General features: G+C 62.0%; 8 protein-coding genes. All 8 read right to left on the minus strand.

Features of this window, described 5'->3' with window-relative positions; genetic code table 11:
* Positions 1–591: 591 nt before the first annotated feature.
* The 8 genes from KB449_RS25840 to KB449_RS25875 all read right to left on the minus strand — a co-directional run bounded on the left by KB449_RS25840 (position 592) and on the right by KB449_RS25875 (position 14,447).
* Positions 592–3,861, minus strand: a complete 3,270-nt coding sequence (locus KB449_RS25840) for a DUF6259 domain-containing protein (protein WP_282911118.1) — start codon at positions 3,859–3,861, stop codon at positions 592–594.
* A 35-nt stretch (positions 3,862–3,896) separates the two neighbouring features.
* Positions 3,897–5,396, minus strand: coding sequence for a glycoside hydrolase family 32 protein (locus tag KB449_RS25845; RefSeq protein ID WP_282911119.1), 1,500 nt, complete (start codon positions 5,394–5,396; stop codon positions 3,897–3,899).
* Positions 5,397–6,278, minus strand: coding sequence for a carbohydrate ABC transporter permease (locus KB449_RS25850; RefSeq protein ID WP_282911120.1), 882 nt, complete (start codon positions 6,276–6,278; stop codon positions 5,397–5,399).
* 18 nt (positions 6,279–6,296) lie between these two features.
* A complete protein-coding gene (locus tag KB449_RS25855; protein WP_282911121.1) occupies positions 6,297–7,196 on the minus strand; it encodes an ABC transporter permease in 900 nt (299 codons plus the stop codon).
* 134 nt (positions 7,197–7,330) lie between these two features.
* Positions 7,331–9,055: an extracellular solute-binding protein gene (locus tag KB449_RS25860; RefSeq protein WP_282911122.1), complete on the minus strand. Its 1,725-nt coding sequence runs from the start codon at positions 9,053–9,055 to the stop codon at positions 7,331–7,333.
* 142 nt (positions 9,056–9,197) lie between these two features.
* The gene (locus tag KB449_RS25865) at positions 9,198–10,883 is read right to left on the minus strand and encodes an extracellular solute-binding protein (RefSeq protein ID WP_282911123.1); all 1,686 of its coding nucleotides are present in this window, start codon (positions 10,881–10,883) and stop codon (positions 9,198–9,200) included.
* 103 nt (positions 10,884–10,986) lie between these two features.
* Entirely contained in the window at positions 10,987–12,693 is a 1,707-nt protein-coding gene (locus KB449_RS25870) for a response regulator (RefSeq protein ID WP_282911124.1), read from the minus strand.
* Positions 12,690–14,447, minus strand: coding sequence for a sensor histidine kinase (locus KB449_RS25875; RefSeq protein ID WP_282911125.1), 1,758 nt, complete (start codon positions 14,445–14,447; stop codon positions 12,690–12,692). Before KB449_RS25875 ends, KB449_RS25870 begins: the two co-directional genes overlap by 4 nt.
* Positions 14,448–14,455 lie beyond the last annotated feature (8 nt).

Genomic DNA, 14,455 nt, shown 5'->3' on the forward strand with positions numbered 1-14,455 from the left:
TAGTGCCATTTATGTGCATGGTTGCGCCCGCCGACTCCGCACGCCTCGCCTCCGCCGCATCCGTGCACCATTTATGTGCATAGTCGCGCCCGCCGACTCCGCATGCCTCGCCTCCGCCGCATCCGTGCACAATTTATGTGCATGGTTGCGCCCGCCGACTCCGCTCGCCTCGTCTCCGCCGCATCCGTGCACCATTTATGTGCATGGTCGCGCCCGCCGACTCCGCTCGCCTCGCCTCCGCCGCATCCGTGCACCATTTATGTGCATGGTTGCGCCCGCCGACTCCGCACGCCTCGCCTCCGCCGCATCCGTGCACCATTTATGTGCATGGTCGCGCCCGCCGACTCTGCTCGCCTTGCCTCCGCCGCATCCGTGCTCAATTTATGTGCATGGTCGCGCCGGCCGATTCCGCACGCCTCGCCTCCGCCGCATCCGTGCTCCATTTTTGTGCACGATCGCACCCCGCCCGCCTTACCCGCCCACGGTCTCCGCACTTCATACCTCCCCCCTCCCCGCAAGCGCACAAAGAAGCCGCTACCGAAGTCCATATCGGACTTGCGGCACGGCTTCTTCTCTTATTGTCGCGCCCTCTTAAGGCAGCGCCTCCAGCTTCGGCTCTCCCCAGAAAGCCCAGTCGTAGCCATAATCGCCCAGCGAGTCGGTAATCAAGGTGATGACGACGGTCTTGCCCGCATAGGCGGAAAGAGAGACGCTAAACGGCGTCCATGCGCCGCCGGGCTGCAGGTCGTCGGACCAGCGCTCGCTGCCATTTACGGCGACGCGGAAGCCGACGCCCTGCGAATCCTCCGCGCCGTCCTTGATGCCCGCGAACCCGGTCAGCTTCGCGCCGCCCGAAGGCAGCGTCACGACGTAGTCGATGCGCGTCTGCCCATGCTGCGGCGGATGCGCGTCGAGCCCCTGCTTCTGCACGCCCAGCACGGCGCCGGTGCCGACCTTGCCGCCGAACGGATCCTGCGGCGGCGCCGTCGATCCGTCCTCGAACTGCAGATTCGAGTCGAACGCCTGCGCGGACAGCGACAGCGGGAGCTGCACGGTCCCGCCCGCGCTATAAATCAGATACACTTGATCCGTCGCGGGTGCCGTGATTTTGTAGCGGTTCGCGCCGAGCGACGTGTACGTCGCCAGCCCGGACGCCGAAGCCACCGATGCAAGCTGCCGCGGGCTGACGAGCGTCAGATCCACACTGCGTGCAGCGCCCGTCTGCGACAGCGCAACATGCGGCGCCACCCAGACGGCGGAGTCGTTGTCGACTGTCGTGCCCGGATGCGTCTCCATGCGGATCGTAACCTCCTTGCCCTTGAACGACGACAGATCCAGCGATACCGGCGTCGGCGTCGCGCTGTGGCTGAACTGCTCCTTGCTCAGCACCGGCCGTGTGGCGGCGGGCGCCGCCTTTTCCCAGGCATACACCTTAAACGTCACGCCGTCGCTGCTCGCCACGTTCACCTCCGAGCCGAGTTGAACGCCCGTCTCGAACGTCGGCGTGCGGTCCGCGGGCAGCGTCACGTCGAACTCGAGCCATGTATGTCCGCCCTGCCACACGCCCGAGTACGGCGGATGCGCGAGGATGCGATCTCCCCAATGCTGCACGGTCCCGCCTTGCGCAAACGTATACGAGAATCCGTTCGTCGAGGAAAAGAACGTTGCCGTCTGATGAACCGTACCGTCGGCGAGCTTCTCGCCCGCGCGGATCGGACCGGCGTAGTTCATGAAGTCGACGCTCGCCGGCTGCTGCAAGTCCTGCAGAGAGAGCACGGTATGATTCGTATGGACGGCGACCGACTTCATCGCGACGTCTGCGGGCATCCCGTCGATATGGAAAGCCGTCTGATCGCGCAGTTCATCTTTATATAGATACGTCTTGCCGGGGTTCAGCCCGAAAAGTTTGGCGCTGTCATACAGATACCAGCCTGGGATCCGTCCCGGCAGCGTCACGCTGTCCGAGCCGTACAAATATCGCAGCACGCCGACGTCCCCGCCCGAGGCCCCGGCCCCGTAAGCGGTCAGCTTTTCCCCGTAGGCGTCCCGCTCGTACTTGGCCGACTTCCCGCTTGCCGTCTTGAAAGCGAACAACGAATTGGCATCCCACTGGCTGAAGTCGATCTGCGGCTTGTTATCCTGGTACCAGCGCGCCTCCGCGAACAGCTGCGCCATCAGCGGCGACGGGTTCGCGACTTGCGCGTAGTTCGGCCGGGTGAGCATCGGAATGGCGCCGAGCCGGTTCTGGACGACCTTGTGCCAGGCGATGAAATAGTCCTCGGTCAGCGGGTTCGCATGATCGGGATGTCCGTAGATGGTCGTATAAGGCGCGAAGATGGCCGAGCTCGCCGGTACGACCTGGTCGATCTTGCTGTCGTCCCAGGTGCCGGTCTGCGCAAAAATGCCGTACGCATGCCGCTGGGCGAACGACTCGTACCGGGTCGTAATCTCGTTGAGACTCTCGCCGCCGAGCGCCACATTAGATGGAAGCTGCTCTCTCAGCTCGCGGTGCAGCGCGATGTTGCCCTGCAGCATGTTGCGGCCGTCGATGGCGCCATTGGCATCGTTGTACATGAGCAGCGACTGGTCAAGATGGATGCCGTCCGGATGGAGCGACTGGACGAGCTGCGCCATTTTGCCGACGAACAACGTCCGCCAAGCCTGCGAAGCCGGATTGATCTGCGCGAACTTGATGTGACTCGAGCCCGCGGTATATTCGGAGAAAACAGGTTGGAGCGAGAAAGGATCCTTGACCTGGTAAGGCTGCATCGACGCGAACGCCGGATTGTTGGGGTCGACGCCGAAAATGTTGACGTACAGCATGACCTTGAAGCCGAGCGCCTGCGCCGCCTGAATCTTGGCCGCGATATCGGCCTTCGGCGTGTAGTCCGGGAAGTCGACGTCGTACGGATCCTCGCGCCAGCCGGGCACGACGAGCAGCGTCTGAGACGGTTCCACCTCCTGCGCCAGCGCGTTCAGCGTCTGCGCGTCCTCCAGATCCGTCAGCACGGTGAACTGCACGTCCTTGGCCCATGCGGGCTGCAGCTTCGACAGCTTGGACAGGTCGAACTTTTTGTCCGCCCACGTCCGGTACAGCGTCGCCCCGTTCACCCAATCGCCCGTATAAGCCTTCAGCCGCCAGCCGGTGGACACGGCCTTGCGCACCTGAGCGAACGGCGCAGGGGCGTACGTCTCCACGCCGACGTAAAAGTTGCCATTCTCGTGCTTCACGTGCAGCGACTTGAAAAACCGGGCGTCGTCGTCGCCGTGGACGAGCATGCCGCCGCCGCTGCCCTGGATGATAAACATCTGTGCTTCCCAGATGTTCGGATAGTCGAACTGCTGGAAGCCGTACGCCGCGTCCGGCGATTCGGCTGTCAGCCGGATGCCGCCCAGCACCGGGATGATCAGGTCGTACGTATCCGGCACGACGAGTCCCCACTGGACGCCCGATATGCCGCCCGCCTGCGTATCGGCGTTCTGGCTGACCGTGAGCGTGCCGTCGTACTTGGTCGCCACGGTCGTCTCGAGCTCGGCCAGGCTCTGGCCGCTGCCCCATGTCTGTCCGTAGGTCGTATGCCCCTTCTTGACGGTCGAGGCGGAGACGGCCGTGTCGTTCCACAAGCCGCTGCCACCGCCCAGCGTCCGGTGCCGGATGCCCGTCAGCGCAGTACCGCTCCCCTTGGCCAGCGTCACCGTGCCGTAGGTGAAATTCAAAGCGCCCGTCGAGGCGTTCAAGGTCACGGCGGGACCGTCGGCCGCAGCCGGGCCGCCCCCCGCGAGCGCGCCCGCCCAGATCATGACGGCCGCAAGCCCCGTCATCATCGTCTTCTTCCATTTCACGCTCCAACTCGCATTCATCGTCGCATCCCCTTCCGATCGTTGCTTTCCGAGCCTTACGGTTCAAGCAATACGGTTTCGAAGCTTGCGCTGCCTTCGCTCACGAACAGCCCCCATCCCCCCTCTCGGTGGTCGTACAGCCGCGCGCTCATCGCGACCGTGTCGTCCACGTACACCTCGCAAACCGTGCCGTCGATCACGACGTCGAGCCGGCAGGCGACGCCCGGCGTCAACGCGACCGGACGCTCGAGACCGACCTCGAAGGGAACGTCTCCCTTTCTCGGCCAGCGGTCGAAGACGAGGCGCTGCCGCCCGGGTTCGAGACGGATCATGTAGCCCCGGTCCAGCGCTGCGTCCGTCCGCAGCAGCACGCCGCAGCCGCGCGTGTCCGCCCCGAAGGTCACGGTCGCCGACAGCCTGCATCGGGAAGGCAGCGATGCCGCAGCGGCAGCCGCGAACGAATCCGGCGCTTCTGCGGCAGCCGTGCATACGCCCGCAGCTTCGCTACTCTCGCCGGCATCCGCCGCTCGAATCGATGTCGCGCTCGCCCCCCCGCTTATCCCCTCGCCTTCCCCGCCAATCTCCCACCTGCCCACGACCTCGCGCAGCGCAATCTCCGCCCGCCGCGTCATCGCCGCCCGCACCGTCTCGGGCATCCGCACCGTCAGCGAGCCGTCGGCCTGCTGCGCGAGCTCGTGCACGACCAGGTTGCCGCCCCACTGCCAGGTGCCTTCGTCGTGCTCGCCCTCCCGCGTCGGGTTCCAGCCGAACGCATAGCGCCGCTCGCCGTCGGTCCACGTTTTTGCAGCATAGAACGCCCGGTTGTCGAACGTGTCGTTCTCCGGCGCCAGCCAGGGCCCCGCCAGCGACTTGCTCATCCGGTAGTGCGTGACCGTGCGATCCGAGAACGTCGAGTACACGAGGTACCACCAGTCCCCCATCCGGAACAGATCCGGACATTCGTGCGTCGTATACAGCGACGGCGCCCAGAACGGCTCGCGCACCTCCCAGCCGCTCAGATCCTTCGAGGCGCACAGCGCGACGCAACCCCTTCTCCGGCTCGGTCCCTCCTTAAGCCGCGCGGCCAGCAGCATCCAGTACTCGCCGGCCTCCTCGTTCCAGAAGACGAACGGATCGCGCCAGTCATGCTGCTCGTAGCGGTCGGCGGGCGCATAGAAGGCGTCCTCCGGAAGCTTGGTCCAGTGAAGCAGGTCGGTGCTGGTCGCATGCATGACCGCCTGCTGGAGCTTGCCCTGGGCGGGATAATGGAAGTTGTTGCCCGTGTAAAAAATATGATAGAGCTCGCCGACCTTCAGGATGCAGCCAGTATAAATGTACAGATCCTGCTCCGACTCGCCGCCTCTCGGCAGCACCTCGCCGTATTCGGTATAGTTTACGAAGTCCTTCGTCCCTAGCAGAAACCAGGGCGTCCCTTCGCCGAAGTTTTCCTTGTCGCGCCAATCCTTCAGATACAGCAGCTTGAACTCGCCGTCCTCGTAGAACGGGATGACGTCCGCCAGCACGCCGTCCGCCGGCCGGTAAAAAAAGTCGCTCATTTACTCCTTCACGCTCCCCAGCACGATGCCTTTGACAAAGTATTTTTGCAAAAACGGATAAGCCAGCAGGATCGGCAGCGCGCCGACGATGATCTGCGCAGCCTTGGAGGTGCGGGTCGAGATCGACGCCAGCTTGTACAGGTCTTCCTGCTTCACATGAGAAAAGTCGAAGTTGATGATGATCGTCTGCAAATAGGAGGACAGCGGATAATGCTCCGGCTTGTTCATCAGAATCAGGCCGTCGAACCAGGCGTTCCAGTGCCCGACGATCGTGAACAGGCCGACGGTGGCAAGACCCGGCAGCGACAGCGGGACGTAGATCGTCCAGAGCGTGCGCAGATGGCCGGCGCCGTCGATGAAGCACGACTCCTCCAGCTCTTTGGGCAGGCCGCGGAAGAAATTCAGCAGCAGGATGACGTTGAACACGGGGACCGCGCCGGGAATGACGAGCGCCCACACCGAATCGAGCAGACCCGTATACTTGATCGTCATGTACCAGGGGACAAGTCCGCCTGCGAAAAGAATCGTGAAGACGAAGATCCAGACGTAAAACGTGCGCATCCGAAACGTCCGTACGTCCTTGGACAGCGGATAAGCGATCATGATCGTCAGCAGCATGTTGATGGCGGTACCGAGCAGCACCCGCTCGAGCGTAATGACGAAGGAGCGCATGAACTCGGGCCTGCTGATGATAAAGTCGTACGACTTGAGCGTAAAATCGACCGGCCAGAACGTGACCTGGCCGGCGGCGACCGCGGCGCTCTCGCTGAACGACACCGCGAGGACGTGGACGAGCGGCAGGAAGCACAAGACGGCCAGCAAGCTGAGAAACGCGGCGTTCGCTACTAGAAACACTCGTCTGGCCGGGGAGATATGATGCACGCGGGATCTCTCCTCTCTCTAGAAAATGCGATAGTTCGCCAGCCGGTAGGCCAGCCAATAGGAGACCGATATGAGCAGGAAGGACACGACGGACTTGAACAGGCCGACGGCCGTCGCCACGCCGTACTGCGCGTCGTTGAACGCGATCCGGTAGATCATCGTGTCGAGAATGTCTCCGCTCTCGTATACGAGCGGGTTGGCCAGGTTGAACACCTGGTCGAAGCCGGCGTTCAGCACGTTGCCGAGGCTCAGCGTCACCATGAGCACGATGATCGGCATCATGCCGGGCAGCGTGATATGGCGCGTCTGCTTCCAGCGTCCGGCTCCGTCCATGACCGCCGCCTCGTACAGCGTCGGATTCACGCTCGTGATCGCGGCCAGATAGACGATCGTGCTGAAGCCGAACTCTTTCCAGACGTCGGAAAGGATCAGCACCGCCGGGAACCAGCGATTGTCCGCCAGGAAAAAGATCGGTTCGATGCCGAGCTTGCCCAGCATGGCGTTTACGATGCCCTCGGACGGCGACAGCAGATCGATGAGAATGCCGCCCAGGATAACCCAGGATAGAAAATGGGGCAGGTAGATCAGCGTCTGCACGCCGCGCTTGATGAACGAGCGGGTCACCTCGTTGAGCAGCAGCGCGATGACGATGGGGACGAACAGCCCCGCGATAATTTTCATACAGGCGATAAACAGCGTGTTCCAGATGACCTGGCCGGTGTTCGGCATATCCAGCACGAACCTGAAGTTGTCCAGCCCGATCCACGGCGAGCCGAACCAGCCGCTGAAAATCGTGAACTTCTGAAACGCGATCACGACGCCCAGCATCGGCACGTAGCTGTACACGAGCACCAGGACGAGGCCGGGCAGGAGCAGCAGGTGCAAAGGCAATTCCCTCATCCATTTTGCCGTTTTCATTTCGTACATCACCGCCTTTTTTTTCCTAATCTCCGCTTTCGAACGCCGATTCGGGGCATGACGGAAGAAGGGGAGAATGGTCAGGACCGTCTCCCCTTCGCCTGTCTATGCTTCAAGCGTCCGCGCGTTCGCTTCTACTTCTGCGCGCTCAGCCAGTCGTTGATCTCCTTCAGGATCGCCTCGCCGCCGAGCTTGTTCCAGTCCGCCACGAACGTATCGAATTCGTCGACCGAAGCGGCGCCCATGATGATCTTCGTGAACGTCTCCTTCTCCAGCTTGTCGAGCGTCGCCCACTTGTCGGTCATCGTCGGCGTCTGTCCGCCGAACGCCGTCATGAGCAACCGGTCGCCGGTGTAATTGTCCATCGTGGTCACGAAGCCGAAGTACTGGTGGGCGACCGCCCAGTTTTCGATATTGCCCGTCTTGAGGTAGTCGACCGTCGGACCATACTTGTCGGTCTCCGTCAGCGCATCCTTCAGCAGGCTCTCGTCCTCGTTCTCGATCGCTTTGCGCAGTAGGGTCAGCGACTCCAGCACGCCTTGGTCGGAGACGCCGGACTGCACGAGCGACATCGGAGACGTATTGATTCGTTCTCCGTTCTCTTCGACGGTAATGAACTGTCCTTCATTGCGGCGCGAACCGTGCACGACCTCCTCGTGCAGGTTCAGCATTTTAATGGCCGCTTCCGGATGCTTGGCTCCCTTGCGCACGACGACGTAGCCGCTGGCAGAGAAGCCTACGTTCGCTTTGGTCGGGGTGCCGTCGACGGATGGCACGGGAAACGGCATCCAGTCCATGCCCGGATTTTTCTTGACGGCGTCGAGGAAAACGTACGGGTTCCAGTTCGCACCGAACGCCATGCCGAACTTGTTGGCGGCGATATCCTCCGCGACCTTGGTGCCGTCCTTGACGCCGAATTCCCGGTCGAGCTCGCCTGCCTTGTACATTTCCTGCAGCTTGGCCAGCGTCTGCTTCATCTCCGGCTGCGTCGAGCCGTAGACGACCTTGCCCGAAGCGTCCTTCACCCACGTTTGCGGGTAGGCGTGGAAGGCGTTGGACAGCCCCGTGATCGAGGTGATCGGGCCGTACAAGTAGTTGTTGACCGCCAGGCCGTAAGTGTCGGGCTTGCCGTTGCCGTCCGGATCCTGCTTCGTAAACGCTTCCGCAATCTTAAGCACATCGTCCAGCGTCTTCGGCTCGGACAGATTCAGCTTCTTGAGCCAGTCCGTGCGGATCCACAGCAGATTCGGCTCGTAGATCGGCGCGTTGACGACCGGGATGGCCAGCAGCTTGCCGTTAAAAGTTGCCGATGCCAGCGCCGCGCCGCCGTCGCCGTGCTGCAGCTCCTTCGTATGGTCGGAGGCGTACTGCTCGTAGACACCCGTCAGGTCCTCGAGCTGGCCGGCGTCCGCGAGCTGCTTGAGCTGGCTGGCCGATACGGAGAACAGCTCGGGCAGGCTGCCGGAGGCGATCGAGACGTTCAGCTTGCGGTTGTACTCGCTCGTCAGCGCGGTCCAGTCGTGTACGATCTTGATGCCAAGCAGATTCTCGTACTCGCGGTACCAGACATTGTTGTCGATGCTGTCGCCCTTCGGATAGGTCCAGGTCTGGTCGACGGCCCGGGCGACGTGGAGCTCGATCGGCGGGTCGTACTTGCCGAACGGATCCCCCTTCTCCGTCGGCGCCGATGCGGACGCCGACGCCGTGCCTGACGCAGTGCCGGATGCGGCAGACGAGCCGCTCGCCTTGCCCGACGGCTCGGTGCTTGCCGCGTTTTTGCCCGAGTCGCTGCAGCCGGTCGCCGCAAGCGCGCAAGCCAGGATGCCGCAGACGAGCGCGATTCGTTGATTTCTTTTCAAACTCGTTTCCCCCTTCGAGCTCATGAATGAATGCATCGTGCCTTGCATGAGCTCATTATAGAGCGGGCGCCGAATCGCTCTCTACTCGCCGATTTTTACATTCCACTATCCGTTTTGGATATTCGGGAAGTCTGCGATATTTTCACCCCTTCTGGGAATCGAGCCATTCGTTGATCTCCTTAAGAATGTCCGCTCCGCCAAGTTTGTTCCAATCGGCAACGAAAGCGTCGAACTCGCCGACGGACGCGGCGCCCATCACGATTTTCGTGAACATTTCCTTTTCCAACTTGTCCAATGTCGCCCATTTTTCCGTCATCGTCGGCGTCTGGCCGCCGAACGCGGTCATGAGCAGCCGATCTCCCGTATAGTTATCCAGGAGAACCTCCAGACCCTGGAACTGGTGGGCCATCGTCCAATTCTCTATTTTTTTGTCTTTCCTGTAATCGACCGTCGGTTGATAGAAATCCGTGGCGGTCACGGCGTCTTTCAAAAGACTGGCGTCCTCGTTGTTTACGGCTTGTCTCAGCAAGTCGATTGAATCGATCGCTCCTTCGTTGGAGACGCCCGACTGCACGACGGCCAGCCGGCTTGTGTTGATGCTGCTCCCGTTCTCTACGACCGTGATGAACTGACCTTCATCCCTTCTTGAGCCGTGTACGAGCTCTTCGAAAAGATTAAGCATTTTAACGACTGCTTCAGGATGCTTTGCGCCTTTGCGCACGACGGTATATCCGCTTGCCGAGAAGCCGACGTTGGCTTTGACCAAGGCGCCGTCCACGGCGGACACGGCATACGACTTCCATTCCATGCCCGGATTCTTGCGGACGGCATCGACGAGCACCGCCGGATTCCAGAAGGCGCCGAATGCCATCCCGGACTTGCCGGCCGCGATATCCTCGGCCACTTTGTTGCTGTCCTTGACGCCGAATTCGCGATCGATCTGGCCGGCCTTGTACATCTCCTGCAGCTTGGCCAGCGTCTGCTTCATCTCCGGCTGCGTCGAGCCGTAGACGACCTTGCCCGCGTCGTCCTTCAACCAGGTCTGCGGGTAAGCGTGGAAGGCGTTGGACAGCCCGGTGATCGAGGTGATCGGGCCGTACAGATAGTTGTTGACCGCCAGGCCGTACGTGTCGTCCTTGCCGTTGCCGTCCGGATCCCGCCTCGTAAACGCTTCCGCGATTTTGAACACGTCGTCCAGCGTCCTCGGCTCGGACAGATTCAGCTTTTTCAGCCAGTCCGTGCGCACCCACAAAAGATTCGATTCGAAGAAAGGCGCGTTAACGACCGGAATGGCCAACAGTTTACCGTTAAACGTGGCGGAAGCGAGCGCCGCGCCCCCGTCTCCCCCCTGAAGCTTCTTCGTATGGTCGGAAGCGTATTTCTCGTATACATCCGTGAGATCTTCCAATTGTCCGGCGTCCGCCAATTGCTTGAGCTGGCTCGCCGATACGGAGAATACCTCAGGCAGGCTTCCCGATGCGATCGAGACGTTCAGCTTGCGGTTGTACTCGCCCGTCAGCGCCGTCCAGTCGTGCACGATCTTGACGCCGAGCAGCTTCTCGTACTCGCGGTACCAGACATTGTCGTCGATGCTGTCGCCTTGCGGATAAGTCCAGGTCTGATCGACGGCCCGCGCGATATGGAGCTCAATCGGGGGATCGTACTTGCCGAACGGATCGGCATTGCCGGCCGTTGCCGATGCCGAGCCCGTCTCCTTGCCCGACGGCTCCGCGTTAACCGCGTTATTGCCGCCGTCGCTGCAGCCCGTCGCTGCGATTGCGCAAGCCAGCAAGCCGCTCATGAGCGCCTTTCGTTGATTGTTCTCCAAACTTTTCCCCTCCCATGGACTCCTGCAAGAGCAGGCTGCGTTCTCTTACTGAGCCCATTATAGAGGGGGGGCACAGACGTCCTCTACTCGCCGATTTTCATATTTAACGATCCGTTTTGGATATCGCCGACCGCTCTTTGTACTCCTGGGGCGTCAGGCCCATCTCTTTCTTAAAGAAGCGGTAAAAGGACTGCTCCGTCATAAATCCGACGGCCCTCGAGATGTCCTGGACGGTCAACTGATTGCCCGCGAGCAGCTTCTGCGCCCGCGCCAGACGGGTGGCGGCGATATAATCCGTCAGCCCCTCGCCGGTCAGTTGCTTGTACAGACGCGTTAGGTAATACGGATTGTAGCCGACGACTTCACCGATGCGGGTGAGCGACAGGTCGCCCGCCAGATTGTGCTCCACATAGCGCCGCACGTGGCGGATCAGGTCGTCCTCTCGGTCCGAACGTTCGGCGCGCTTGAGCGCGAACAGGCGCTCGGCCAACTCCGCGAAGTATTCCTCCGCCGCGTGCCAGGACGGATGGGCGTCGTAGCGGGTCAGCCTGCCGAGATCGACCGTCTCGCTCAGCTCCTCCTGGATGCCCCAGCGATTGATCTCCGACAGGAAGATCGGGACGAGCGAATAGTAGATCTCCAGCCTCAGCAGCTCGGCACGCTGCTCCTCCACCGCTCCCAGCGCCATCAGCCGCGCATACTCCGCAAAAAACCGCTCGCTCTCGCCGTTCTCCAAGTAAGCCGTCAGCGTACCGACCCTCTCGAGCCGGCTGCGCGTCTCGTGCGTCCGGACGTCCGGCTGCTCGCCGGCGACGTCCTGAGCCGCTCGATCCAGCAGGATCAGTTCCTGACCCAGGCCCAGGCCGCGGCCGAGAAGACGCTTAAGCGCGTGGAACTGCCCGGGGATCCGCTCCCAGTCCTTCGGCTCGTCCGCAGCCGCGAAGGAAACGCTTAGCTGCAGCATTTGCTTGCACGCCCCCTGGATCGTCTCGATCGTCCCCTGGACGAACCGGACGAGACGCTTGCGCGCGTCCTCACTCGCTTGCGGCCGACCGCCGGACGCGACGTCCTGCTCCGTCTCCGGCTCCGGCTTCGACTGAACGAACCACAGCAGCTTGTTCTGCTCGAAGCTCACGGTCGCGCAGAACAGGTTCTTGGCGAAGTATTCCTCGGCGATGTTCGCGATGGCGTACAGCATCAGATGCTTGTCCCCGCCGCTGAAGCCGTCGCGCCAATCGTCCACGCGCCCGAGGACGAGCAGCGTCTCCGCGCCGCCGTCCAGCGGCAGTCCGAGCTCTCCGAGCCGGGTATGGCGCTTGCGCAGCGCCTCCGGGTCGCCGCCGGCCAGCGCCAGCATGTATTCGTTTACGAGCAGCGGCCTGGCCAGCCGCATCTGACGCTCCGCGCTGAGGATCAGCTGACGCGACTCCACCGCCTCGTACAGCTGCGCCGCCGCCCGCTCCACGGCCGCGACGACCGCCTCGTGCCCCTCCGTCTTGAGCAGGTAGTCGACCCCGCCGCCCCGCAGCGCTTGCTGGATATAGTCGAAGTCGTCGTAGCCGCTCAGGAAGATGATCTTGCACCACGGCCACTGCCTGACGATCTCCCGCTGCAGCGCCAGCCCGTCCATGCCCGGCATCCGGATGTCGGACAGCACGACATCGATCTTCATCCGGCCGAGCAGATCAAGCGCCTCATGGGCGGAATACGCGCCGAACGTCTCCAGCTCGAGCTTGCCCGGGCGTCCGAACAGGTCCAGCAGACTGTCGACGATCCAGCGCTCGTTGTCCACGATCAGCAATCGAATCATGCCGCTTCCCCCTTGTCTTTTCGTATCGACAGCTCCGCCTTCAGCCCGCCGAGCGCGCTGCGCGACAGCGACAGTCCGCAGTCCGGTCCGAACTTGAGCTGCAGCCTGCGATGAATGTTCAGCAGACCTGTCGTCTCGATCGCCCGGTCCGCCGCGGAGATCGACTCGCGCAGCCGCTCCAGCCGAAGCTCGTCCAGCTCCTCGCCGTTATCTTCGATCTCGATGCGCAGCCGGCCGTCCGGTTCCTCCCGGAAGCCGATCCGCAGCCGACCGTCGCCGGTCTTGTTTTCGAGCCCATGCAAATAGGCGTTCTCGATCAGCGGCTGTACGATGAGGCGCGGCACTTGCGTTTGCGCCCATTCGGCGGGCAGCTCCTCCTGCTCCACCTCGATCGTTCCCGAGAACCGGAACTTCTGAATTTCCACGTACGAGCTTGCGTGCTTCATCTCCTGCTCGAGCGTGACCGTCTCCGCCCCGTTTCGCGTGATGAACTGGAAGTAGCTGCCCAGATGACGGAACATCTTGTCAGCCAGCTCATGCTCTCGCATCTGCACCAGTCCCTGGAGGATAAAGAAGCTGTTGTAGAAAAAGTGGGGATTGATCTGCGATTGCAGCTGCTTGAGCTCGGAGCGCTGCGACCGGATCTGCTGCTCGTACACCTCGCCGATGAGCGTCTCGATCCGCCCGAGCATGTGGTTGAACTGGTTGTACAGGTAATGGAACTCGTCCTGGTTGCGATGATAAACCCGGACGCCGAGGTCGCCCTTCTCCACCTTGCGGAAGGAGACGACCAGCCGCTTGATCGGCTTGTGGATGAGCTGGTGAATCCAGTAGGAGAAAACGACGACAAGCACCAGCGCGATGAGCGAGAGCAGCCAGATCCAATCGCGATGGCGGTTGAGCGGCTGCATCACCTTCTCCGCCGGCACAAGCACCGCAAGCGTCGAGTCGATAACCGAGGAATATTCGTGGGCGACGAAAAAGGACCCGGCCTCCGTCTTCATCGTGAACTGACCGGGCGCGGCGGCGCGGTCGTCCGCCCGCTTGGTCCTGATCGCCCCCGTCAACTCGGACAGCACCGTCGGCTGAAGGCCCGATGCCACGTCCCAAGTGCCGTCGGCGCTCAACCACACCGCGCCGCCCTGCTCCCCGTTCGCCATGGACGAAAGCGTGCGGACGATCTCCGCCTTGGACAGCTCGATCTCGATGGCCAGCACCGGCTGGCGGTTCACGTAGATCGCGTCCGGATACACGCCGCTCAGCAGCAGCCGGTCCCGGAAGCCGAAGACGGGCGAGCTCATGTTCCGCGGCTCGAGCATGGCCTCAAGCTCCGCCTCCGGAATCGCGTCGTCGTAATTGTTGGCCATAATGCTGCGTCCCAGCGCCGGAACGTACAGCTTTACGTTTTCCACGAAAGGGCTGGAGCTCTTGAGAAGATACAACTTGCTCTTCACCGACAGAATGGTACGCGAGCGCTCGAAGTCGTTCATCCGGGAGACCGCCGTGCCCAGGCTGAGCAGATCGTCGTCGCTCACGTACTCCATCTGAAGACGGCGGAGCCGGGCCAGCTCCGTCTCCAGAGACGACAGGTAAAAATGGACGCGCGACGCCATCGAAGCCGAAATCTGCTTTTTGACGACATCATGTCCCGACTGGTTCATGAGCAGGCTGGACAGATAGATGGGGATGATCATGAGCAAAAAGGACAACACGAGCTTGGGATAAATTGTTAGCGCTTTCAAAAATGTTCCCATGACAACCC

It is taken from the genome of Cohnella hashimotonis (assembly GCF_030014955.1).
Classification (GTDB): Bacteria; Bacillota; Bacilli; order Paenibacillales; family Paenibacillaceae; genus Cohnella; species Cohnella hashimotonis.